Origin of the sequence: Microbacterium sp. (assembly GCF_047972865.1) — a bacterium.
Taxonomy (GTDB): Bacteria; Actinomycetota; Actinomycetes; order Actinomycetales; family Microbacteriaceae; genus Microbacterium.
In genome coordinates, this window is the sequence record NZ_JBKEAY010000191.1 from 1 (window position 1) to 24118 (window position 24118).

17 protein-coding genes, 1 tRNA gene, 1 other RNA gene and 1 pseudogene are annotated in these 24118 nt (G+C 68.7%); 7 read left to right on the plus strand and 13 right to left on the minus strand.

Annotated features, from left to right (window positions below):
* The 6 genes from ACK5KK_RS11320 to ffs form a co-directional block, all read right to left on the minus strand.
* Positions 1 to 465: AAA family ATPase (locus tag ACK5KK_RS11320; protein WP_416890189.1), on the minus strand; the 465-nt coding region annotated here is incomplete at its 3' end.
* A 44-nt stretch (positions 466 to 509) separates the two neighbouring features.
* On the minus strand, positions 510 to 3059 hold the full coding sequence (locus tag ACK5KK_RS11325; protein ID WP_416890190.1) for a glycoside hydrolase family 65 protein: 2550 nt from the start codon (positions 3057 to 3059) through the stop codon (positions 510 to 512).
* Between the two features lie 33 nt (positions 3060 to 3092).
* Positions 3093 to 3821: an HAD family hydrolase gene (locus tag ACK5KK_RS11330; RefSeq protein ID WP_416890191.1), complete on the minus strand. Its 729-nt coding sequence runs from the start codon at positions 3819 to 3821 to the stop codon at positions 3093 to 3095.
* A 78-nt stretch (positions 3822 to 3899) separates the two neighbouring features.
* A complete protein-coding gene (locus ACK5KK_RS11335; protein WP_416890192.1) occupies positions 3900 to 5123 on the minus strand; it encodes an acetate/propionate family kinase in 1224 nt (407 codons plus the stop codon).
* A complete protein-coding gene (gene pta / locus ACK5KK_RS11340; protein ID WP_416890193.1) occupies positions 5120 to 7225 on the minus strand; it encodes a phosphate acetyltransferase in 2106 nt (701 codons plus the stop codon). Before pta ends, ACK5KK_RS11335 begins: the two co-directional genes overlap by 4 nt.
* Positions 7226 to 7286: 61 nt before the next feature.
* Positions 7287 to 7385: signal recognition particle sRNA small type (ffs, locus tag ACK5KK_RS11345), an RNA gene on the minus strand.
* 130 nt (positions 7386 to 7515) lie between these two features.
* Between ffs and ACK5KK_RS11350 the strand changes: the two genes are divergently transcribed.
* Genes ACK5KK_RS11350 through ACK5KK_RS11360 form a run of 3 tightly spaced genes read left to right on the plus strand, consistent with a single transcriptional unit; the run spans position 7516 to position 12012 of the window.
* The gene (locus ACK5KK_RS11350) at positions 7516 to 8499 is read left to right on the plus strand and encodes an AAA family ATPase (protein WP_416890194.1); all 984 of its coding nucleotides are present in this window, start codon (positions 7516 to 7518) and stop codon (positions 8497 to 8499) included.
* 35 nt (positions 8500 to 8534) lie between these two features.
* Positions 8535 to 9779 (plus strand): DUF58 domain-containing protein, encoded by a 1245-nt coding sequence (locus ACK5KK_RS11355; RefSeq protein ID WP_416890195.1) that lies wholly within the window; start codon positions 8535 to 8537, stop codon positions 9777 to 9779.
* The gene (locus ACK5KK_RS11360; protein WP_416890196.1) at positions 9766 to 12012 is read left to right on the plus strand and encodes a transglutaminaseTgpA domain-containing protein; all 2247 of its coding nucleotides are present in this window, start codon (positions 9766 to 9768) and stop codon (positions 12010 to 12012) included. The genes ACK5KK_RS11355 and ACK5KK_RS11360 overlap by 14 nt, the downstream gene beginning before the upstream one ends.
* Positions 12013 to 12221: 209 nt before the next feature.
* Here ACK5KK_RS11360 and ACK5KK_RS11365 read toward each other — a convergent pair.
* Positions 12222 to 12310: transfer RNA gene (locus ACK5KK_RS11365), tRNA-Ser, on the minus strand.
* A 110-nt stretch (positions 12311 to 12420) separates the two neighbouring features.
* Entirely contained in the window at positions 12421 to 13554 is a 1134-nt protein-coding gene (locus tag ACK5KK_RS11370; protein WP_416890197.1) for an ROK family protein, read from the minus strand.
* Positions 13555 to 13604: 50 nt separating this feature from the next.
* Between ACK5KK_RS11370 and xylA the strand changes: the two genes are divergently transcribed.
* Complete coding sequence (gene xylA, locus ACK5KK_RS11375) at positions 13605 to 14792, plus strand: xylose isomerase (RefSeq protein ID WP_416890198.1); 1188 nt, start codon at positions 13605 to 13607, stop codon at positions 14790 to 14792.
* Position 14793: 1 nt separating this feature from the next.
* Positions 14794 to 16095, plus strand: coding sequence for a xylulokinase (gene xylB, locus ACK5KK_RS11380; protein WP_416890199.1), 1302 nt, complete (start codon positions 14794 to 14796; stop codon positions 16093 to 16095).
* A gap of 11 nt (positions 16096 to 16106) precedes the next feature.
* Here the strand turns inward: xylB and yicI are convergent, their stop codons facing one another.
* From yicI to ACK5KK_RS11405, 5 genes are all read right to left on the minus strand, one after another.
* Complete coding sequence (gene yicI, locus ACK5KK_RS11385) at positions 16107 to 18338, minus strand: alpha-xylosidase (RefSeq protein WP_416890200.1); 2232 nt, start codon at positions 18336 to 18338, stop codon at positions 16107 to 16109.
* On the minus strand, positions 18338 to 19243 hold the full coding sequence (locus ACK5KK_RS11390; protein ID WP_416890201.1) for a carbohydrate ABC transporter permease: 906 nt from the start codon (positions 19241 to 19243) through the stop codon (positions 18338 to 18340). The genes yicI and ACK5KK_RS11390 overlap by 1 nt, the downstream gene beginning before the upstream one ends.
* A complete protein-coding gene (locus ACK5KK_RS11395) occupies positions 19240 to 20217 on the minus strand; it encodes a carbohydrate ABC transporter permease (protein ID WP_416890202.1) in 978 nt (325 codons plus the stop codon). The genes ACK5KK_RS11390 and ACK5KK_RS11395 overlap by 4 nt, the downstream gene beginning before the upstream one ends.
* Before the next feature lie 58 nt (positions 20218 to 20275).
* A complete protein-coding gene (locus tag ACK5KK_RS11400; RefSeq protein WP_416890205.1) occupies positions 20276 to 21589 on the minus strand; it encodes an ABC transporter substrate-binding protein in 1314 nt (437 codons plus the stop codon).
* A gap of 79 nt (positions 21590 to 21668) precedes the next feature.
* Positions 21669 to 22682 carry a LacI family DNA-binding transcriptional regulator gene (locus ACK5KK_RS11405; RefSeq protein WP_416890203.1) on the minus strand — a complete coding sequence of 338 codons (1014 nt, stop codon included), beginning with the start codon at positions 22680 to 22682 and terminating at the stop codon, positions 21669 to 21671.
* Between the two features lie 407 nt (positions 22683 to 23089).
* Between ACK5KK_RS11405 and ACK5KK_RS11410 the strand changes: the two genes are divergently transcribed.
* Both ACK5KK_RS11410 and ACK5KK_RS11415 read left to right on the plus strand, forming a co-directional pair.
* Positions 23090 to 23674, plus strand: coding sequence for a hypothetical protein (locus tag ACK5KK_RS11410; protein ID WP_416890204.1), 585 nt, complete (start codon positions 23090 to 23092; stop codon positions 23672 to 23674).
* 218 nt (positions 23675 to 23892) lie between these two features.
* Positions 23893 to 24118 (plus strand): annotated as a pseudogene (locus tag ACK5KK_RS11415) (hypothetical protein); the annotation flags it as partial.

Below are 24118 nucleotides of genomic sequence, written 5' to 3' on the forward strand. Positions count from 1 at the left end.
GAACACGAACTTCACGTGGTCGGGCGGCTCTTCGACGAGCTTCAGCAGCGCGTTGAAACCCTGCGCCGTCACCATGTGCGCCTCGTCGAGGATGAAGATCTTGTACCGGTCGCGCGCCGGGGCGAAGATCGCGCGCTCGCGCAGATCGCGCGCATCGTCGACGCCGTTGTGGCTGGCCGCGTCGATCTCGACCACATCGAGCGAGCCACCGCCGCCACGGCTGAGCTCGATACAGCTGTCACACTCACCGCACGGGGTGTCGGTAGGCCCCTGGGCACAGTTGAGACACCGCGCCAGAATGCGCGCAGAGGTCGTCTTTCCGCATCCGCGCGGACCGGAGAACAGGTATGCATGCCCGACACGGTCGCCGCGCAGAGCCGTCATGAGCGGCTCGGTGACCTGCGACTGCCCGATCATCTCGCCGAAGGTCTCCGGGCGATAGCGGCGGTACAGAGCGGTGGTCACGCGTCCACCCTACGACCTGCGTCCGACATCGGGCGCGTCCGCGGTCATCGCTGCTGCGGCCGGGGATTGCCCTCCACGACGTTCGCAACCGTGGCGACCACCGGGATCGGTCCGGAGATGTCGGGCACGACGGTCGCGGAGGTCGGCACGGAGGCCGACAGCAGCGACCCGTCGTCGCGCCGCGCCTCGGTGAGCATGCCGATGGTGGGGCGCCCGGCGATCACCGGGCCCTGGCCGGCCAGCGGCACCCGCACGGTCGACCCGCCGTCTACCCGGTACTCCCTGCCGCGCACGGCGAAATCGACCCCGACGCCGTCCCCGGCCTCGAAGGTCATCTCGTCGGCGGTCACCGTCACCCGCAACGGAGTGCCGTGCCACTGGATCCGGTACGTCAACGATTCCCAGTCGGCGGGCAGTCGCGGATCGAAGGTCAAGTCGCCGTAATGGTCCCGCATGCCGCCGAACCCGCACGCCAAGGCCGACCAGACGCCGCCTGCAGATGCCACGTGCACACCGTCGGAGGCGTTGTGGTGCAGGTCCCCCAGGTCGACGAACAGCGACGCCTCGAAGTACTCGCGCGCGAGGTCCTGGTAGCCGACCTCGGCGGCGAGGATCGACTGCACGACCGCCGACAGCGTCGAGTCGCCGGTGGTCAGCGGGTCGTAGTACTCGAAGTCGTTGAGCTTCTCGATCGGGGTGAAGTGGTTGCCCTGCAGGAACAGCGCCAGCACGACATCGGCCTGTTTGAGCACCTGGTAGCGATAGATCACCAGTGGGTGGAAGTGCAGCAGCAGCGGGTGCTGCTCTCGCGGCGTGTTCTCCAGGTCCCACACCTCGCGCTCCAGGAACACCTCGTCCTGCGGGTGGATGCCGAGGGCTTCGGAGTACGGGATGTGCATCGCCTCGGCGGCGCCATCCCAGGCATCCGCCTCGGCGGGGTCGAAGTTCAAGCGTTCGCACATCGCGGCATACTCCGCCGGCGCCCGCTCGGACATCTCGCGCACGTTGCGCGCCGCGAACCGCAGGTTGAAGCGGGCCATCACGTTCGTGTACAGGTTGTCGTTGACGACGGTCGTGTACTCGTCGGGGCCGGTCACCCCGTGGATGTGGAACGTGTACGGATCGCCGTTCTCGGTGAACCGCCAGAACCCCAGGGTGACCCACAGCCGCGCCGTCTCGACGGCGATGTCGATGCCCTCGCGGTAGAGGAAGTCGAAGTCGCCGGTGGCGCGGACGTACCGCGCGAGCGCGAAACAGATGTCGGCGTTGATGTGATACTGCGCCGTCCCGGCCGCGTAGTACGCCGACGCCTCCTCGCCGTTGATCGTGCGCCACGGGAACAGTGCGCCCGCTTCGTTGAGCATGGTGGCGCGGCGCCGCGCCGCCGGCAGCATGAGGGTGCGCATGCGCAGCGCGTTGCGCGCCCACAGCGGCGTCGTGTACGCCAGGAACGGCAGCACGTAGATCTCGGTGTCCCAGAAATAGTGACCGCTGTAGCCCGATCCGGTCATGCCCTTGGCGGGCACGCCGAGGCTGTCGGCGCGGGCGGTGGCCTGCGCCAGCTGGAACAGGCACCAGCGCGTGGCCTGCTGCAGGTCGGCGCGGCCCCCGATGACCACGTCGGAGCGGTCCCAGAAGTCCCGGCACCACGCGGCCTGACGGTCGAACTGCTCCTGAGCGCCCTCGGCGCGGGCCCGGTCGAGCGTGCGGCGACCGCGGTCGACAAGCTCGCGGGCCGGAACGCCGCGCGACGTGTGGTAGCTGACGAACTTGGTGACCGTCGTCGGAACACCCGCCTTGGCCTGCACCCGATAGACGTTCTTGGCGATGTCGGGCTCGATCAGCGTGCGCGCGGTGTACTCGTTCTCAGTGTCGATCAGGTGATCGGCGACAACCGACAGCGTCATCTGCGACTGCGCCACCCGGTACGCCAGGGCCGAGCGCGCGCCGTCCTGCCAGTACTCCTGGGGCTGCAGCACCCTCTCGTGGAGCCGCTCGGACTTGCGCGGGTCGAAACCGGCCTTGCGCGGCGCCGTCGGGGTGCCGCCGTAGACGTCTTCACCGTCCTGGCGGTTCAGGATCTGACAGTTGATCGTGACCGGGGCGTCGGAGTTGAGCACCGTGACGGTCAACCGCTGGACGGCGAGGTGCTTTTCCTCGAACGACACCATGCGCTCCACATCGATGACCACGTCCTTGCCGCCGGGCGTCAGCCAGCGCAGGTGACGGGTGAGCACCCCGGTGCGGAAGTCGAGCACGCGCTCGTACTCGCGGATGTCGGCGACGTCGAACGAGAGCGGCTCGTCGTCGACGTAGACGCGCATGACCTTCGCATCGGGCGCGTTGAGGATGGTCTGGCCCACTTCCGCGAACCCGAAGGCCTGCTCGGCGTGCCGGATCGGGAACACCTCGTGCAACCCGTTGATGAAGGTGCCGTGCTCGTGCGCGAACCGGCCCTCGGGCTGGTTTCCGCGCAGCCCGAGGTAGCCGTTGCCGACGGAGAAAAGGGTCTCGGTCACACCGATGTCATCGAGTGTGAACCGGGTCTCGACCAGTCGCCACGGGTCGATGGGAAAACGATCGCGATCGATCATGCGGGCCTCTCGGGTATGGCTCGGGCGTCGGGGTTACGCCACGAACGCGGACAGGTCGTCTACGACGATGTGTGCACCGCTCGCGATGAGCGTACCCGCCCCAGCGCCACGGTCAACCCCCACCACCAGCGCGAAGCCAGCTGCGGCGGCGGACTGCACGCCGGAATGGGCGTCTTCGAACGCGACGGCGCTGGACGGGTCCACGCCGAGCAGCCGCGCCCCCGCGGCGAACATGTCGGGGGCGGGCTTGGATGCCAGGTGGTCGCGCTCCGCCACGACACCGTCGACGACGACCGGGAACCGGTCACGGATGCCGGCCGCGCGCAGCACCTCGTCGGCGTTCTTGGAGCTGGACACGACGCCGCAGGGAACGTTCGCGCGTTCCAGTTTCTCCAGCAGCGCGAGCGACCCGGGATACGGGGAGATGCCCTCGCTGCGCAGCAGCGTCTCGAACACGATGTTCTTCCGGTTGCCGATGCCGCACACGGTGTCGGCTGCGGGCGGGTCGGACGGATCGCCCCACGGCACCTCCACGTCACGCGAACGCAGCAGGCTGGCGACGCCGTCGTACCGCTTCTTGCCGTCAAGGTACTCGAAGTAGTCGCGCTCGGTGTATGGCGGTGTGATCCCCCACGCCGCGAACAACTCGACGAACATCGTCTGCCAGGCATGCATGTGCACGTCGGCGGTCGGGGTGAGCACGCCGTCCAGGTCGAACAGCACGCCGTCGAAGGTCAGCAGATCGGGCAGATCGGTAGGCACTCGCCCACTGTAGTGGCGCGATGTTTCCGATGCGTTATGCAGTGACTGATCGACGACGATCCACCGCGATATCGCAGGTTACGCCCGCACCGCCTGCCGCGCGATCTCAGACTCCTCGTCGGTGGGCACGACGAGCACCGTCACGGCGGAGGTGTCCGCCGAGATCACGCGGATACCGCCGCCCGGGCGCAGGTTGCGCTCGGCATCCAGCTCGACACCGGCGAAACCGAGGGTCGCCACGGCAGCGGCACGCACCACCGGCGAGTTCTCGCCGACGCCGGCCGTGAACGAGAGGACGTCGGCGCCACCGAGCTGGGCGAGATAGGCGCCGAGGTAAGCGCGGATGCGGTGCACATAGACGTCGAACGCGAGCGCGGCGTCGGCGTCTCCCGCGGCGCGGCGCGCCTCGATGTCGCGCATGTCGGAGACGCCGGCGACCCCCCGCAGCCCGCTGTTGTGGTTGAGCAGGTCGTCGATCTCGTCGAGCGGGGTGCCGCGGCGGGCGAGATGGAACACGACCGCCGGGTCGATGTCGCCCGACCGCGTCCCCATGACGAGCCCCTCCAGCGGCGTCAGCCCCATCGACGTGTCCACCGAACGGCCCGCGTCGATCGCCGTCATGGATGCCCCGTTGCCCAGGTGCAGCACGATCTGCCGCAGCTCGGCCACCGGCCGCCCCAGGAAGTCCGCTGCGGCCTGGCTGACGTACTGGTGGCTGGTGCCGTGGAACCCGTACTTGCGGATGCCGTGCGCCCGCGCGACGTCGCGGTCGATCGCGTACGTGTAGGCCTCCGGCGGCATGCTCTGATGGAACGCGGTGTCGAACACGGCGACGTGCGGCACGTCGGGGAAGGCCGCGCGGGCCGCCCGGATGCCCTGCACGGCACCGGGGTTGTGCAGGGGCGCGAGCGCCGAGAGGTGTTCGACCTCGGCGAGCACCTCGTCGTCGACGCGGGTCGGTGCGACGAAGCGGGTGCCGCCGTGCACGACGCGGTGTCCCACCGCGACCGGCGGATGCTCCGACAGCGACGGACCCGCCTCGGCGAAGGCCCGCAGCATGAGTGCGAACCCGGCGGCGTGGTCGGCGATCGGCTCGTCCCACCTGTACGCGGCATCCTGCACCGTCGGCATCGCCGCCGACTCCGGGGCGAGGGCGGCCGAATGCACGGTGTGACAGGCGGTGCCGCCCGGCTGTCCGATGCGTTCCACCACCCCTGCCGCCAGCACCCGGTCGGCGTCCTCGTCGCGGAGCTGGTACTTGACCGACGACGACCCGCTGTTGACCACGAGGACGGTGTTCACTGGCCGCCCTGGGCCTGGATCGCGGTGATCGCGATGGTGTTGACGATGTCTTCGACCAGGGCGCCCCGGGACAGGTCGTTGATGGGCCGGTTGAGACCCTGTAACACGGGGCCCATCGCGACCGCGCCCGCCGAGCGCTGCACCGCCTTGTACGTGTTGTTGCCGGTGTTGAGGTCGGGGAACACGAACACGGTCGCGCGGCCGGCGACGGCCGAGCCGGGCAGCTTCTTCGCCGCAACGGCGGCATCGGCGGCCGCGTCGTACTGGATCGGCCCTTCTATCAGCAGCTCGGGCGCGCGTTCGCGAACCAACCGGGTGGCCAGACGCACCTTGTCGACGTCGGTGCCCGATCCCGACTCCCCCGTCGAATACGACAGCATCGCCACACGCGGCTCCACCCCGAACCGCGCGGCGGTCGCCGCCGCCGACACCGCGATGTCGGCGAGCTGTTCGGCGGTCGGCATCGGGATCACGGCGCAGTCGCCGTAGACCAGTACACGATCGGCGAGCGCCATAAAGAAGACGCTGGAGACCACCGAGACACCCGGGGCGGTCTTGATCACCTCGAACGCGGGTCGCACCGTGTGGGCGGTGGTGTGGGCCGCGCCGGAGACCATGCCGTCGGCCATGCCCCGGTGCACCATCATGGTGCCGAAGTAGGAAACGTCGGTCACCGTGTCGGCGGCTTGGGCGAGCGTGACACCTTTGTGACTGCGCAGTCTCGCGTACTCCTGCGCGAACGCGTGCACGTGCACGGCGTCGAACGGGCTGATGACCTCTGCGGCGCTGAGATCGAGCCCCAGCTCCAGACCGCGCCCGATCACTTCGATGCGTTCACCGAGGATCGTGATGTCGGCGATTCCCCGCGCCAGCGCGGTCGCAGCGGCGCGCAGGACACGGTCGTCGTCGCCCTCCGGCAGCACGATGCGCTTGCGGTCGGCGCGAGCCCGCTCTATGAGGTGGTATTGGAACATGAGTGGGGTGATGACCGCGCTGCGGGCCAGCCCCAGCCTGCGGACCAGGTCCAGCCCGTCGACGTGACGTTCGAACAGGGCCAGAGCGGTGTCGTACCGGCGGCGGGAGTCGGCCGCGAGCCGCCCGTGCGTGTGCAGGATGCGGCGCGCGGTCTCATAGGTGTCATGGTCGCACGCAAGGATCGGGACAGTGGTGGCGAAACCGTCGATCAGCCGGTCCACCGGTTCGGGGAGCGCGAACGGGCCGTTCAGCACGATCGCCGACAGCGTCGGGAACGTGCCGGACGCGTGGGCGAGCATGGCCCCGACGAGAACATCGGTGCGGTCGGCGGGGATCGTGACCACGGCGCTCTCGGCCAGGCGCGGCAGAACGTGGTCCAGCGACATGCCTGCCACCACCACGTGCAGCACCTCGCGGGACAGCTGCGACACGTCGCCTTTGAGCAGGCGGGCATCCAGCGAGCGCATCACGTCGCGCACCGATGGGGCGACCAGGTAGTCGTCCTCGGGGAGCGCCCACACGCCGGCGGCCGCGGCATCGGCGGTGCGCGCCGCCGTGCCCCGCACCGCCATCTCTACCTCCTCCCGCAGGGCCGGATCGGCGCGGTTGACGATCACGGCGAACAGCGCGGCGCGCTCGTGGCGCAGTTCGCTGAGCGCGAGCGAGGTGAGATGAGCCATCTGGTCGGGGGTGCGCGCTCCGTCGCCCTCGACGTCGCGCCCGTTGAGCACCAGCAGGACCGGAGCACCGAGGTTCGCCGCGATTCGGGCGTTGTACCCCAGCTCGGCGGGGCTGCCCACGTCGGTGTAGTCGGTGCCGACGATCACGACCGCGTCGCAGCGCGCCTCGACGGATTTGTAGCGTTCGACGATCCGGGCCAGTGCCGCGTCGGGATCCTCGCGCACCTCGTCGTAGGTGACGCCGATGCAGTCCTCGTAGGCCAGGTGGACCCGCACGTGCTCGAGCAGCATCTCGACGACGTAGTCCGGCTCGCTCGTCGAGCGGGCGACCGCGCGAAAGACGCCCACCCGCGGGATGCTGCGGCTGAGAGCGTCGAGCACCCCCAGCGCGACCGTGGACTTCCCGGAGTGGCCTTCGACCGAGGTGAGGTAGATGCTCTGCGCCACGCGGCCAGCCTACGTGGCCGACCGCATCCGCGAACCTGGCCGGTGCCCGTGAAAACTCCGGAAAAGTAGGACTCTCCGCGAACCCGGCAGAGCCCGGTTACCCTTGCTACGTTTCCGTCCTGGGGGAGTTGGCCTGGATGCCGCCTCGCGGAGAGCTGCACCGAGTCTAGCAAGACCGCCACCGCCCGCCGGGCACCACCCGCCCCTGCGGCCGCTGCCGCAAGCTACGATCGAGCAGGCGGACCATCACCGAACCACCCGTACCTCGCACGCCATCCCGGGGGGAAGACATGACCGACGCGGACCCGCTGACCCAGGAGTCCTTCGCGCGGACCACCGAGGCCATCGTCGCGTCGGTGACCGAGGTGATCGATGGCAAGCCGACCGCTGTCCGCGCCGCCGTGGTCTGCCTGCTCGCCGAAGGGCACCTGCTCATCGAGGACGTCCCCGGCGTCGGTAAGACGATGCTGGCGCGGGCCCTCGCCGCCTCGGTGGAAGCGACCGTGCGCCGCATCCAGTTCACGCCCGACCTGCTGCCCGGCGACGTCACCGGTGTGAGCGTGTACAACCCGGTGGAGCGCGAGTTCGAGTTCAAACCGGGCGCGATCTTCGCGCAGATCGTCATCGCCGACGAGATCAACCGCTCCTCGCCGAAGACCCAGTCGGCGCTGCTGGAGGCGATGGAGGAGCGTCAGGTGACCGTCGACGGCACCAGCCGCATCCTGCCCGAGCCGTTCCTCGTGGTCGCGACGCAGAACCCGCTCGAAATGGAGGGCACCTACGCGCTGCCCGAAGCGCAGCGCGACCGATTCATGATGCGGATCTCGATGGGCTACCCGGATGCCGCCGACGAAGCCCTCATGCTGCGCCAGCGCGACACCGCCAACCCGCTCACGGCGCTGCGGCCGGTGACCGGTGCGGCCCGCGTGCGGGAGTTGATCGCGTACGCGCGGCGCGTGTTCGTCTCCCCCGCCGTCGAGGAGTACGCCGTCGCGTTGGCACGGGCCACGAGGGACCACGCCGATCTGCGGCTCGGCGCGAGTCCCCGCGCGACGCTGCAGCTCGTGCGCGCGGCCAAGGTGTGGGCGGCGCTGGCCCGCCGCGAATTCGTCATCCCGGACGACGTCGTCGACCTGCTCGAACCGGTCTACGCCCACCGTCTCATCGCCGCGCGCGGCGCCGGCACCGGCCGCGGCCGGTCGGGCGCGGAAACCATCTCGGCGGCCCTCCACACGATCATCGACAGCGTGCGAGTACCGGTCGCGACACGGTGACGGACGCGGGGTGACCGGGTGAACGGATCAGGGACGTGAAAGGCCCGCGGTGGTGGCCGCTCACCGCGCGGGGAACCGGTGCCGTCGCGCTGGCGGTCGCGTCGTTCCTCGTCGCCCACGAGTTCGCCGTCACCGAGCTGCTGTACGTCTCGGCGCTGCTGTTGATCGTCACCGCGGTGAGCCTGACGACGCTGTATCTCGGGCAGCGCGGCGAACGGATCTCGCGCGTGTTCGTGCCCGACGTCGTCGCGGTCGGCGACGAGGCGACGGTGCGCGTGCACGTCGAGGTGCGCGCGCCCCTCCCGATGCGGCAAGGCCGCTGGCGGGATCGACTGGAGGCGGGTCTGACCGGAAACGCGTCCGACAGTCTGCCGGCCTCGGCATCCGGCATGGGGAGCGGCCGCGACACCGTGCTGTCGTACCGCCTCCGTGCCCACCGTCGCGGTGTGCGAGCCGTCGGCCCGCTCCAGGTCGCCACGACCGACCCGTTCGGGTTCGCCCGGCGCACCCGGACGATCGGCGCCACGACGCCGCTGACCGTGACACCGGCGATCGTCGACCTGGAACCGCTCGCCGAGCTTCCCGGCGCGATCGGCGGCAGCCGGCATGCCCAGACGAACGAGCTGGGGCAGGGATCGGACAACCTCATCCCCCGCACGTACGTGTCCGGGGACTCGATGCGCCGCATCCACTGGCGGGCCAGCGCCCACCGCGACGAGTTGATGGTGCGGCAGGAGGAACAGGAGTCGACGCCCGAGGCGACCGTCGTCTTCGACCGCAGCCGCCGACGCTACGGCCCCGCCGCCGGCACACCGGGCCGGGACGCCGCGTTCGAGACCGCGGTCTCGGCAACGGTGTCGGTGGTCGCGCGGCTGGTGCGGAAGGGGTACTCCGTCACGGTGCTCGACGCCGACGGCCGCGAGCTGGTCGACCCGGTGGCCGGCGACGACGCCGCCGAGGTCGAAGCGTTCGCGGTGCGCGCCGCGACCCTCACGACCCACGACGATGTCGCCGCCGCCGACGTGTTGCGGGCGTTCGCCGGCGCGACCCTCGGCCCGCTGGTGCTGGTCACCGGCACGCTGGAGCCGGCCGACGAGGGACCGTTGCCGGCGCTCGGCCACCACAGCACGCTGCCGGTGCTGCTGACCGTCGGGACGTCCGACGACGACGTGCGCGCACTCGGGGCGGGCGGTTGGCACGCGGCATCCCTTCGCGACGGTGACGTCTCCGCCGCGTGGAGTGCCGCGCTGCGTGGGAGGAGGGCGCATGTCCTCCGGTGAGCGGACGGCGCGCGCCGTCCGCGCCGGCAACACGCGGCTCGCAATCGGGCTGCTGGTCGCCGTGGCGGCCACCGTCGCCCCACTGGCCGGGGTGATCCGCCCGGGGAGCTGGCTGGTGCTGTCGGCCGGGCTCGCCGTGCTCCTGCTCGTCGTCGGCTGGGTCGCGCGACGCCTGCGGGCCGCGGCCCCCGCCGTCGCCGCCCTCGAGCTGGGGGTGTGGGTGGCGGTGATCACCGCACTCTTCTTCGAGCCGACCGCGTGGTTCGGCGTCGTTCCGACGCTCGACACGCTGCGCACCGTGCCCGCCATCGGGGAGGCCGCGATCACGGAGATCGTGGTCGGTGTCGCCCCGATGACCGCGGGCCCCGCCTTGACGGCGTTGCTGGTCGCGGCGGTGGGGCTCCTGGTCGTCGCGCTCGACCACGTGGTCGTGACCGCTCGCATGCCGCTGCTGGCGACGGCCGCACTCGTGGCGGTGTGGGTGATTCCGGCGCTCGCGGTGCCCTCGGCGGTCAACGTCGTCTCGTTCGTGTTCCTCGCCGCCGCGGCGCTCTCCCTCATCCGCGCCGAGACGCGCACCCGCGAGGAGCGGACGACCGAGTCGGGCGGGGTCGCCGCCGTCGCGGTCGGCATCGGCGTGGTCGCGATCGTCGGGGCCGTCGCGGTCGCCCCCGCCCTGCCCGAACCGGTGCTGGCCGGTGGCGGCGGGCCGCTGGGCACCACCTCGATCGATCCGTCGTTGGACCTCGGCGACGACCTGCGCCAACCCGACGACCGGCCGGTGCTGCGCTACCGGTCGAGCTCCACCGAACTGCCGTACCTGCGGGTGTCCACCCTGTCGTGGTTCGACGGCGAGGTGTGGCAGCCCGACCGGATGCGGCTCGTGCCGCTGGACGATGAGGCGTTCGAGCCCGTGGTCGCCGACGAGGGCGTGCGCGTCACCGAGTACGTGACGACGGTCGAGGTGACCGACCTGTCGTCGGCGTGGGCGCCGGTGCCGTTTCCCGCGGTAGGTATCGAGGGGCTCGACGAACCCTGGCGGACCATGCCCTACAACCGCACCCTGTTCACGCCGCAGGGCAACGTGCGGGGTTCCACCTACAGCATCACCACGCACGTCCCACGGCCGACGCGGGAGCAGATCGCCGCCGCGGACGCCACGATCGACGAGACCCGCGCCGACGTGTACCAGCTGCCCGACGATCTCCCCGACACGGTGCGGACCCTCGCAGCCCAGGTCACCGCCGATGCCGACACCGACTACGGGCGGATGGCGGCCCTGCAATCGTGGTTCCGCGGCCCCGAGTTCGAGTACTCCCTGACGGCGCCGGTCGAGGAGGGGTTCGACGGGACCAGTTCCGAAGCGATCAGCCGGTTCCTGCAGGAGAAGTCGGGCTACTGCGTGCACTTCGCCTCGGCGTTCGCCGTGATGGCACGCGCCGTCGACCTCCCGGCGCGTGTCGTGGTCGGGTTCCTCCCCGGCGGCTACACCGGTGAGATCGAAGACGGGGAGCGGGTCGCAGAGGCGACCACCAGCCAACTCCACGCGTGGCCGGAGGTCTACTTCGAGGGCATCGGCTGGGTCGGATTCGAGCCGACGAAGGGGCTCGGTGAGCAGACCTCGTTCCTGTCGGAGTCGGTCGCGCCGCCCCCGGACGGCGGGCAGGACGTGGCGGCTCGGACCCCCACTGCGACGCCCACGTCCACCGCGTCCGCGGCACCGCTGGATGCGCAGGACCCCGCCGCATCGGACGCCGCGCCGACCGCCGTGCAGCTGGCCGATCTGCGGCCGTATCTGGTGACGATGGCGGTGCTGCTCACGGTGGCGCTCACCCCCGCGGCGGCGCGGATGCTGGTGGAGGGGCGGTTGCGGCGACGGGCCGCATCCGGCGACGTCACCGCCGCGTGGACGATCGTGCAGAACGCGGCCCTGGACGTGCGTGCGCCGGTGCCGGCCGCCCAGTCGCCCCGGGCTTTCGGGGCGTCGCTGTCACGGTGGGGGGCGGGAGGCCCCGTCGTCACCCGCCTGGTGACGGCGATGGAGCGGGCCGCATACGCGCCCGACCGGGGCGGGCTTGACGCGGCAGCCGTGGTCGACGATGCGCTCGCGGTGCGACGCGCGCTGCTGACCGCGGCCGGACCCGCCGGACGTGCCCGGGCGCTGCTGCTGCCCCGGTCGCTGGTCATCCGGCCCGGGTCGACGTTCGCGACCCCGCTGAGCCCCGCGCACTGAGCGTGGCCCGGCCGGTGCCGGTGCCGGTGCCGGTGCCGGTGCCGGTGCCGGTGCCCCAGCCCGGCACAACTGCGGAAATCTGCAGTCTCCGGACTCTCCCCGCATCCCCCATCCGGAGAACTGCAGATCTCCGGAATTGCGCGGCGCGGGTACACACAAAACTCCGGGTTGCGATGCGTTCTGTGACGCACCGCAACCCGGAGTCGCGGCGGAAGTGACAGGATTTGAACCTGCGAGGCGAGTTACCCCGCCTACATGGATTCCAGCCATGCTCCTTAGGCCGCTCGGACACACTTCCAATCGGCAATGCTACCAGCGCATCCCTCCGTCCCTTTCAGCCGCTCCAGGCACCCGCGCCGCCGCGTCGGCAACGATGCCAGGATGATCGTTCTGCGGCGACCCCCACGCCTACCCGGCCAGCAACTGCGTCTCGAAGACGTACTCGGCAGCACCCATGAGCAAGCGGTCTTCGGCGAGTTCAGCCAGTCTGACGCGCACATCCGCGGCGTTCGAGGGCATGGCTTGGGCTCGAACCGCGTCCTCGAACCCGTCGAGGTCGGCGCCGACGAGGGTCGCGAGAAATCCCCCCACTACAGCCACCGCGGGATTCAAGACATTGACGGCGTTGGCAATCGCGGTCGCGAGCACTCGCCGCTGGCGCCCCACCTCGGGCGAGTCGCCCGATCGCCGCAGGGCGGTCGCCAGCCTTGCGTCGTCGGCGTGAACCAGTCCCGCGTCGGCGAGCAGGCGAGCGCGACTGACCTCATCCTCGAGGACGCCGTCGACCGAACACCGATCCGCCGGGTCGATGACCCCGGGCCGGTTCTGACCGAATTCACCGGCGAACCCGCCCGTGCCCCGCACGACGTTCCCGGCTACCACGAGTCCGCCACCGATTCCGCTCGCGCCGCCGTTGAGATAGACGGCGTGCGCATACCCGCGAGCCGCACCGAAGAGGTGCTCGGCGAGCATGCCGAGCGTGGCGTCGTTGTCCACAACGACGGGTAGCCCGGTATCGGCGGCCAGCAGACTCTGCAGGCGCACGTCGCGCCAGCGCAGGTGAGGCGCATCGCGGACGACCCCGTCGCCGATGCTGACCATGCCGGGTACAGCGACACCGATGCCGGATACCGTGCACTCGCGAAGACTGTCTGAGGACCATGCGGCGACGCGTTCGCCGATCAGCGCGGCAACGGCCTCTGGCGACGGGGGTTCATCCTGCTCCACACGCACGCGATCGCGAATGGAGCGATCAAGACCGACCACCGCGAACTCGACCGCATCGACCTCCGGGTTGACCGCGATCGCCACGACATGCGGCGACGCGGCGACGACGGGCGAGGGCCGCCCGACGCGACCGGCGGTGACGGTCGGCGCGGCTTCGCGCACCATCCCGGCCCGTTCGAGCCGAGATACCAGGTCACCGATCGTCGAACGGTTCAGACCGGTCGCTTCGGTCAGCTGCGCACGCGAGAGCGGCCCGCCCACGTGCACGAGTCGGAGCAGCCGAGCCAGGTTCCGATCGCGCACGCTTCCGTTCACACCACCAGCATAGTATGTTGTTTTTGGCAACAAATATCTGAAGGAGCGCCATGCCCACCCCCACACCGGCCGACAAGTTCAGCTTCGGCCTTTGGACCATCGGGTACAACGGCACCGACCCGTTCGGCGGCCCCACCCGGCGACCACTCGACGTGGTCTACGCCGTGGAGAAACTCGCCGAGCTCGGCGCCTACGGGCTGACCTTCCATGACGACGACCTCTTTGCGTTCGGCGCAACCGATACCGAGCGCCGAGCGCAGATCGACCGCCTCATCGCCGCCTTGGCATCCACCGGTCTGACCGTTCCGATGGTCACCACGAACCTCTTCTCCGCTCCGGTCTTCAAGGACGGCGGGTTCACTTCTAACGACCGTGAGGTGCGGCGTTTCGCGCTGCGAAAAGTCCTCCGCAACATCGATCTCGCCGCGGAACTGGGCGCGCGGACGTTCGTGATGTGGGGTGGACGCGAGGGCGCGGAATACGACAACGGCAAGAACCTCCGCGCCGCACTGGAACGCTACCGGGAAGCCGTGAACCTGCTGGGCGACTACGTGACCGACAAGGGATACGACATCCGATTCGCTATCGAGCCGAAGCCCAACGAGCCGCGGGGCGACATCCTGCTTCCCACCATCGGCCACGCGCTGGCATTCATCGACTCGCTGGAGCGGTCGGACCTCGTGGGCCTCAACCCCGAGGTTGGTCACGAGCAGATGGCGGGGCTGAACTTCACGGCCGGCGTGGCCCAGGCGCTCTACCACGACAAGCTCTTCCACATCGACCTCAACGGTCAACGCAGCATCAAGTACGATCAGGACCTCGTTTTCGGGCACGGCGACCTTCACAACGCCTTCGCCTTGGTCGACCTGCTCGAGCACGGCGGCGTCGACGGCGGCCCGAGCTACCTCGGTCCGCGCCACTTCGACTACAAGCCGTCCCGTACGGAGGATGAACAGGGCGTGTGGGAGTCGGTCACCGCGAACATGCGCACGTACCTGTTGCTCAAGGAGCGCGCCGCGGCGTTCCGGGCCGACCCCGAGGTTCAGGAGGCGCTGTCGGCGGCGAAGGTCGACGAGCTCTCCCGCCCGACCATGGCTGCGGGCGAGTCCTATGAGGCGTTGCTGGCCGACCGATCCGCGTACGAAGACTTCGACGCCGGCGCCTACCTGGATGGAAAGGGCTTCGGATTCGTGCGTCTGCAGCAGCTCGCGACCGAGCACCTCATGGGCGCACGGTGAGATGACACGGGTGATCGGGGTCGACTCGTCGACCCAGTCCTGCAAGGTCATCGTCCACGACGCCACGACGGGCGCGATCCTGCGAGAAGGACGCGAGGCCCACCCACCCGGGACATCCGTCGATCCGACCGCGTGGTGGCACGCGCTCAATCGCGCCATCGCCCGGGCCGGCGGTCTGGACGACGTCTCCGCGTGGGCGATCGCCGGTCAGCAGCATGGCATGGTGGTGCTGGACGCGCAGGGCCGGGTGATCCGGGATGCGCTGTTGTGGAACGACACGCGTTCGGCCCAGGCCGCCGCCGACCTCCGGGCCGAGTTCGGTGACGAGCAGCTCGCTCACCGCACCGGGCTGGTCCCGGTCGCCTCGTTCACGATCTCCAAGCTGCGCTGGCTGCGTGACCACGAACCCGAGAATGCGGGTCGCGTCGCGGCCGTCGCCCTCCCCCATGACTGGCTCACGTGGCGGATGCGCGGATTCGGCCCGGTCGACGACTCGCCCCGCGGCCCCCTGCTGGAAGAGCTCGTCACTGATCGCTCCGATGCTTCCGGAACGGGTTACTGGGACCCCCGCACCGGCGCGTACGACCGGGAACTCCTGGTGACCGCACTCGGACATGACGCCGTCCTGCCTCGCATCCTCACCCCTGATCGGCACGTCACCGACCACGCCGGACGCAGAGTCGGGCCGGGCGCAGGCGACAACGCAGCTGCGGCACTGGGGCTCGACGCGGCCCCAGGCGATGTGATCGTATCGATCGGCACGAGCGGAACGATCTTCGCCGTCAGCGAGCAACGCACGATCGACCCCAGCGGCACCGTCGCCGGATTCGCCGACGCAAGCGGCAGATTCCTGCCGTTGGTGGCGACCCTCAACGCCGCCCGCGTGCTGGACACGATGGCCGGGCTTCTCGCCGTTGATCACCGCGGACTCAGCGATCTTGCGCTGACCGCCAAGCCCGGGAGCGGTGGCCTCACCCTCCAGCCGTACTTCGACGGCGAGCGGACCCCGAATCTTCCCGACGCCACGGCCGCGCTCGCGGGAATGACGCACGCCGCGACAACGCGTGCGAACGTCGCCCGAGCCGCCGTCGAGGGGATGCTGTCGGGGCTTCGGACAGGGGTGAACGCGCTCACCGGCCTCGGTGTGCGCGTGGAGCGCGCCATCCTCATCGGAGGCGGCGCACAGTCACCCGCCGTACGCGAAATCGCGCCGCAGATCCTGGGGGTGCCGGTGACTGTCCCCCCTCCGGCGGAGTACGTCGCGCTCGGAGCAGCTCGTCAGGCCAGCTCGGCCGCGACCTGACGAACGCCCCCTCAGCGCTCGGTCACGGTGGCCCGGTCGACGGCAAAGCGATGCTGCTGCCCCGTCGGCGTGGTCACCGTCACCTCCGCTGTTCCCGAACCCCCCGGGAACACGCGCAGCTGCAGCCCGTCCAGGTAGTCGTAGTCGGGCCGATCGATCCGCGCGCCCCACGGGATGACGGCACCCGGCCGGACGTAGATCGGCAGGCTGTCGAACCCGTGCACCTCGCGGATCCACCGCCCGCCCGAGACTGTCGCACCGGTCAGCAGACCGGTCCACTCCCCCTCGGGAAGGTAGAAGGCCACCTCCCCCGACGCGCTGAACACCGGCGCAACGAGCACGTCGGGTCCCAGCATGTACTGCCGGTCGAGGAACGCCGCCGTGGGGTCGTCCGGAAACTCCAGCACCATCGGGCGCATGAGCGGCATACCCGTCTGTCCCGCATCGACGCCGAGTTGGTACAAGTAGGGCATGAGCCGCATCTTCAGCTGTGTGAACGCGCGCGTGACCGCCACGGCTTCTTCATCGAACAACCACGGGACCCGATAGGACCCGGAGCCGTGCAACCGGCTGTGGCTCGACAGCAGCCCGAAAGCCACCCACCTCTTGAAAACCGCGGCATCCGGTGTGCCCTCGAACCCGCCGATATCGTGACTCCAGTACGCGAACCCGCTCACAGCCAGCGACAGTCCACCGCGAAGACTCTCCGCCATGGACACGAACGACGAGGTGTTGTCGCCGCCCCAGTGCACCGGCATCGTCTGCCCGCCGGCGGTCGCCGAGCGGGCGAACAGCACCGCGTCGTCGCGACCGCGCTCGGCGACCAAGACCTCCCAGACCGCGCGGTTGTAGAGCTGGGTGTACCTGTTGTGGGTGCGTGCCGGGTCCGACCCGTCGGCCCAGGCCACATCGGTCGGGATACGCTCGCCGAAGTCCGTCTTGAAGCAGTCCACTCCCTGTGCGATCAACTCCCGCAGTTTCCCCTGGAACCACCGGCCCGCCTCGGGATTCGTGAAGTCGACGGCCCCCATTCCCGCCTGCCACATGTCCGTCTGCCACACGGAACCGTCCGGACGACGGACCAGGTAGCCAGCGCCGGCGGCCTCGGCGAACAGCGGAGAGCGCTGTCCGATGTACGGGTTGATCCACACCGACACCCTCAGATCGCGGGCGTGCAGCCGGTCGAGCATCCCGTCCGGGTCGGGGAACACCCGGGGGTCCCACGTGAAGTCGCACCAGTTGAATTCGCGCATCCAGAACGTGTCGAAGTGGAAGACCGAAACCGGGAGGTCACGTCGCTCCATCTCGTCCAGAAAGCCGTTCACGGTCTGCTCGTCGTAATCGGTGGTGAAACTCGTCGACAGCCAGAGACCGTACGACCAGGCCGGCACCGCGGGGGCCCGACCGGCGAGCGCCGTATACCGCCGGAGCACGTCGGCGGGCGTCGGGCCGGCGATCACGAAGTACTCCAGCACCTCGCCGGGCACGGAGAACTGCACGCGCTCCACTGCTTCGGAACCGACTTCGAACGAGACCGGCCCGGTATCGTTCACGAGCACGCCGTATCCCGCGCTGGAGAGGTAGAACGGGACGTTCTTGTACGCCTGATCGCTGCTGGTTCCGCCATCGGCGTTCCAGATGTCGACCGCCTGCCCATTCTTGACGAACGGGCCGAATCGTTCGCCGAGGCCATAGATCATCTCCCCGACGCCGAGGTCCAGTTGCTCGTGAACGAAGGCGGATGCCGACGGCACACCACAGTCGATGGCACGATTGCTCGGCAGGCCCGGATGGACATCGGCGTCCTCGGCGAGCGAGACATACCCGAGTGAGCGCCACCCGCTGCCGGTGACACGGGTACCGTCGACGGTGAAGTCGACCTGCCAACCCTCCCCCCGGTGCACCCGCGCCGCGAGCAGCCCCGCGGTCAGCACGCCGCCGCCGGCGTCCACCGCGACATTGCCGATGCTCCCTGGTTGATCGGGCACGAACCGGTCGGGCTCACGCCCACCGAGGTGGTGGGCCACGCGCACGCGGATCACCCCCTCGGCCGGCGCGGACAGGATCACGGTCAAGGTCGACCGGTTCAGGGTGTCGCCCCGACCGCGAACGGGCGCGGTCGGGGCGGTGACGATCAACCCGGCACCATCGGGCGTGTCAATGCGATCCACGTCGTATGCGTCGCGCGCGTACAGCGCGGTCACGCCGGGACGGGTGAGCCAGAATCCATCGGTGAACTTCATTACTTGACTGCTCCTGCGGTGATGCCACGGGTGAGGGTTCGCTGGAAGATCAGGAAGAACAGCAACGTCGGGATCAGGCCGAGCAGCGCCGAGGCACTCGTCGTCGTGACATCCATCAGCCGATCGCCCTGCAACACGCTGATCGCCACCGGTACCGTTTGATTCGCATTCGACACCAGGAACGTCAACGGGATGAGGAACTCATTCCAGGTCCAGATGAAGAAGAAGATCAACAGCACCGAGAGGGTCGGCCTACTGATCGGAAACACCACGCGCCAGAGGATCTTCCAGCGGGACGCACCGTCGATCGATGCCGCCTCCAGCACCGCTTTCGGGAAAGTGCCGTACACCGATGCGAGCAGATAGGTTCCGAACGCGGCCTGGATCACGGTGAAGATGATGATCACGGACCACACGTTGTTGTAGAGCCCGATCGCCTTGAACATGTAGTACAGCGGGTACAGCAGTGCTTCCTGCGGCAGCAGGTTGGCGAGCAGGAAGAGCAGCACGATCCACGTGCGCCCTTTGACTCGCCCGATTCCGATCGCGAACGCGTTGAGCACGGAGATCAGCACGGCGAGGACAGCCACCATGCCGGAGATGAAGATCGAGTTCCAGACCTTCTCGGGAAAGTTCACACGCTCCCAAAACGTCACGATGCCGTCGAAGTAGAACCCGGTGGGCAGGGTGAGCGGCCCGTTCGCGGCGTAATCGCCCGGAGACTTGAACGAGTTGACGAGGATGAGGTAGAACGGGGCCACGATCACGATCGCCGCCGCAATGGCGAAGGCCAGCATGAGCCAGTCGACACCCTTGCGCTTGTTGATCCCCCCTCGTCCCTTCGCGCGCGGCGCACCCGATCGGTGCATCGGCGGCGTGGATGTTGTCACAGCGGTTGCCATCATTGGCCCTCGTTCTCTTTCCGCTCCGAGTGATTCTGGGCAAGGATGAACACCACGGCGACGATGGCGACAACAACAGTCAACGCGGTCGCGATCGTCGCACCGTAGCCGACCTGCTGAGCCTGGAAGAACTCGGTGTAGGCGTAGTAGGCGGGCACGTTGGTGGCTGTTCCCGGTCCCCCGCGGGTCAGCACGTAGATCGGCCCGAAGACCTTCAACGCGGCGATCGTGCAGGTCAGGGTGACCACGTAGATCTCGGGGCGAATGATGCTGATCGTGATGGCGCGGAACCGCTGGATCCAGTTCGCGCCGTCGAGTTCGGCGGCCTCGTACAACTCCGGATCGACTCTCTGCAACGCGGCCATGAAGACGACGACCGGATAGCCGATCTGGACCCACACCATGACGACCATGATGCTCACCAGCGCCGTATCGGGGCTGCCCAACCAGTTGTGGCTGAACTGGCCGAGTCCGATGGCTTCGAGAATCGTGTTGAGTGCGCCGTCATCGGGACGCAGGATCCAGCCGATCACGATTCCGGCGATCACCACGGGCAGAATCTGCGGCAGATAGTACGTGGCTCGCAGGAAGCTGCCGAGTTTCGAGCCGAACTTCCGTCCGACCAGGTCGAACAGCAACGCGGCCAGCACCAAGCCGACGAGCGTCGGCACGATGACCATCGCGACGATCATCCAGACGCTGTTGCCGAACGACGCCCAGAACTTCGCGTCGCCGAACAGTTCGATCCAGTTCTCGAGCCCGATCCACTCCGGCGGCTTGATGCCACGCCATTCGGTGAAGGTGAGGTAGACGTTCCACAGGAGCGGAACGACGACCACGACCGTGAGCAGCACGAATCCCGGGAGGAGATACAACCAGTAACCGGCGCGACTGGTCGTGCGCTGCGGAATCAGCGGTTCGTCGACGGGGCGCGATGCGCGGGTTCGACGTGTGCGAGCGGAGGAAACGGCAGTCATGTGCTTCTCCGGCTGTGCGGGCCGGGCGCCGCCGCGGCGGCGGCGCCCGGCGCGCTCATCAGCGGAAGTCCCCCGCGTAGTCCTCGTACTCGGCGCCGAGCTGTTCCTGCACCTCCGCAGGAGTCTTGGTGCCGTTGACGACCTCCTGCAGTCCGGCGACGAGCTGGTCGTAGAAGGTCGGCGTGGGCCAGTCCGGGTAGAACGACAAGCCGTCGACCTCGTTGACGGCGTTGAAGGCTTGGATCAGCTCCAAGCTCTTCTCGTCGGTGATGTCGGCTTCGTCCGCTGCGACCGGGAGTCCACCGTTGTTACCGATCAGCGCCTGAATCTCAGGCCGCATGGTGATCTCGATGAACTGGTAGGCGAGGTCCTTGTTCGCCGCTCGCTCGGGAACGACCCAGAGGTTGCCCGAGGAGCCCAGGCTCAGGTCACTGCCAGGCATGGAGAACACACCCCAATCGAAGCCGTCGATCTCGCTGACGAACCGGCCGTACCACCAGCTTCCGGAGACGAAGATCGGCGCGGACCCGTTGATGAAGGACACACCGGCATCCTCTGCTTTGATCCCGGAGACGTCTTTCGAGATGTATCCGGCATCCACCCACTGTGCGAGGGTCTCGGTCGCGAAGCTGATCTCCTCGCCGTTCCAGTCGACCGGGTTCTCATAGAGCTGGTAGTCGTTGACCCACTGCCGGTCGGCTTTGCTCAGCGCGAGCTGGTACCACAGCTGACCCAACGGGTATTCCAGTCCCGCCTCGGCGAGCGGGGTGATGCCCTGCGCGGCGAAGGCGTCGAGCACGTCGACGAACTCGTCGTACGTGGTGGGGACGTCGAGACCGGCGTCGGCGAACGCGTCTTTGTTGTAGTAGACGGTGACGAACTCGCCGTAGTTGGGGATGCCGTACCAGGCGCCAGTGCCCATGACGCCGTCTTCGTCGTAGCGCGCAGTCGTCTGCAGCGCGGGCGCGAGCTTGTCGTCCCAGCCGTGCTCGGCGACCGCATCTGAGATGTCGGTCAGCAGCCCCTGGCTCGCCAGCAGGCCGGCGGTGGCGTTGCCCTTGTTGAACTCCATGATGTCGGGAGCCTCATCTGAGTTCAGCACCTGGCTCGCCGTGGACCGGATTTGCTCGAAGCTCTTCTCCTCGAACTCGACCGTCGCGCCGGTCTCGTCTTCGAAGATCTCGATCGCTTCGGCCCACGCGACTCCCATGGCGCTGTCAGCGGACTCGTAGTGCCACAGCTTGAGGGTGTCGCTGGCCGCGTCTGCGCCCGTGTCACCGCCGCTGGTGCAGGCGGACAACGCCAACGCAACGACGGTGGCCGACCCCGCTACGGCGAGCGCGCGCTGCGTGTTCGATGTGATGCGTGCCATCATTGGCACTCCTTTCTGGTTGCCCCTTGGTGGGGAGTTCGTCCAGGGGAGACGCTGTCGCCCCGTCGAGTGAGGGCCGCTACCGCGGCGGCGGCGCGACGGTGCCGGCATCCTGGTAATGCGGCTCGGTCAGGTAGACGCCAGGCTCGGGCGGGTCGCCGGACAACAACTGCATCGCCAACTCCACGGCGCGCTCAGCCGAGTCACGCGGCACCAGGGGAACCCCGTCCAGCCGCGGCGGATTCTCCCCCACACCGGCGGGGGCAGCCAGCGACACCAGCGAGGCACCGTCGGGCACGCACAGCCCGTGGGCGGCGATTTCGGCGAGGACCGCGGTGTGGGCCTCGGGAGCGGCGTGGATGACAATCGCCGTTGCGCCTGCAGCGATCAGCTCCCGTGTCGCGCGCCGGCACGTGTCCACGTCGACCTGGGTCTGACCTGAGGTCTGGAAGTGATACACCATCCGGTGGGCGTCGGCCGCCTCGATGCATGCCCGCAGCGCCCGAGGCGGGTAGTTGGACGTCGTGTACGCCTCGTGCGGATGCCCGAGAATTCCGACGCTGCGGTGACCCGCCGACGCGAGCCGCAAGATGACCATGTGTGCGGCAGCCTCGAAGTCGAGGTCGACGCAGACCAGGTTCTTACGGTTGTCGGGGACCCCGACGAAGACCGCGGGGATGTCGATCGCGCGCGCGATGTCGGCGCGAGGATCTGTGGGAGCGACATCGAGCACCAGAATGGCGTCGATGAGGCGGCGCGCCGTCACGCGCTCCATCCCGGCGGAAGCGTCTTCCTCGGTAAGAAGCAGAATGTCGTAGTCGCGCCGCCGGGCGGCAACGGTCATCGCGAGGACGAACGCCATGTGGGTCGGGGCGTGTGTGTCCGAACGGAGTGGCTCAGTGAGCGCAAAGAGGTGAGTCCGGTCGCCGGCCAGCGTGCGCGCCGCGGCGTGCGGGCTGTAGCCCAGCCGGTCGATCGCCTGGCGCACCCGATGCCGCGTGGGCTCGGCCACCGGGCGCTTGCCACTGAGCGTGTACGAGACGGTGCTGATCGACACACCAGCGGCTCTCGCCACGTCGTCAATCGTCGCCATATGGACTCCGTCGTCGGTTCGCCCCGGTCGGGCGGCGGGTGTGAGATGAATCGCGGAAGCGCTTCGATGCCATCGTAGAGATATTTGTGGGAGGACGCAACAAATTCACCGAATCCGTCGCACCGAGGTTGACTGTCCGACCGGTTGCGCTCATCTGCACCCCTCGCGGCGCTCTGCGACACCGCCCCATCCCGATGTCCTCCGGACGCACGGATCATCACCGGCTCTCGCACGGCGGCAACCGACAAGCGAAATGCAGCACTGCATCACATCGTGAAGGTCCGCATACCGCGTGCCCTCACCACACCGGACTACCCAGACCGGCGAGCCGACGGCGTGGCGGACCGGACATGGGTGCGGGCGGGCCAGCCCACCGACGCCGACGATCGTGTCTGTGTTCTCTGCCTGTGGACAACGACCTCGCGGAGATCTGTGTGATGGCTACGGTAGGGGGCATGGGACACCCTTGCCCGCTCTTCGCTCTTCTCGCAGCCAGTGCAGTCACCGCGACGCTGACGGCCTGCGCCCCGGCGATTGCTCCCACCGCCCCGGCGACCCCCTCATCCACCGGCTTCGCTTCCGACCGCGAAGCCTTCGTGGCCGCCGAGGCAACCTACCGCGCCTACGTCGACACGGTCAACGCCGTGGACTTCTCCGACCCCGCCACGTTCGAGCCCATGTACGCCTACCTCGCCGGCGACGCCCTCGACACTTCGAAGGTCCGGTACACAGAGGGTCACGCAGAAGGGTACGTAGCGACCGGCGAATCGAACATCACCAAACTCTCCCTCGCCTCCGACTCAGACCGAACACACGCCTACCTCTTCGTCTGCATGGATGACACCGAAGTGACCGTTGTCGACAAACATGGGGAAGTGCTATCCACCCCCGACCGACAGATCCAGAAACTCTTGGTCGAAATGAGGGTCTTCATCGATGAGTGGAAGATCATGTCCGTCAAATTCCGAGAGGGCACACCCACATGCGACTAACCTCAGTCCGCGTCGCCGTCGCAACAATCCCATTCCTCGTTGGCCCGCTCAGCGGGCTTGATTCGCTGCCTACCCCGCCTACCGTCGAGAACCATGGTTCGGCGGTCAGCGCAAGTGGGAACTATGCGGTCTCAGCCGTCGATGAGTCTCGGTCCGGATCCGCACATGGCGCGCGCGGCGGTGCGGGTTCAGACGGACAGCGCTCCGCTGCCCCGTACGTGTCTCGTTTCGTCGACCCGTCAGGGACCGAAGTGGTCTGCGCGGGAACAGCCATCGCGCTGACCGACCCCCATGTCTGCGTGCCGTACGCTCCACCGACCGCCCCCGACGACACCGGCACCGTGACGGCCGGGACGTCCCCGATCACGATGACGGACCTCGCCAGGTTCGCGCCCGACGACACCACCACCATCGCCGAACCCGACGGAGTCGGCGTCGTCCGAC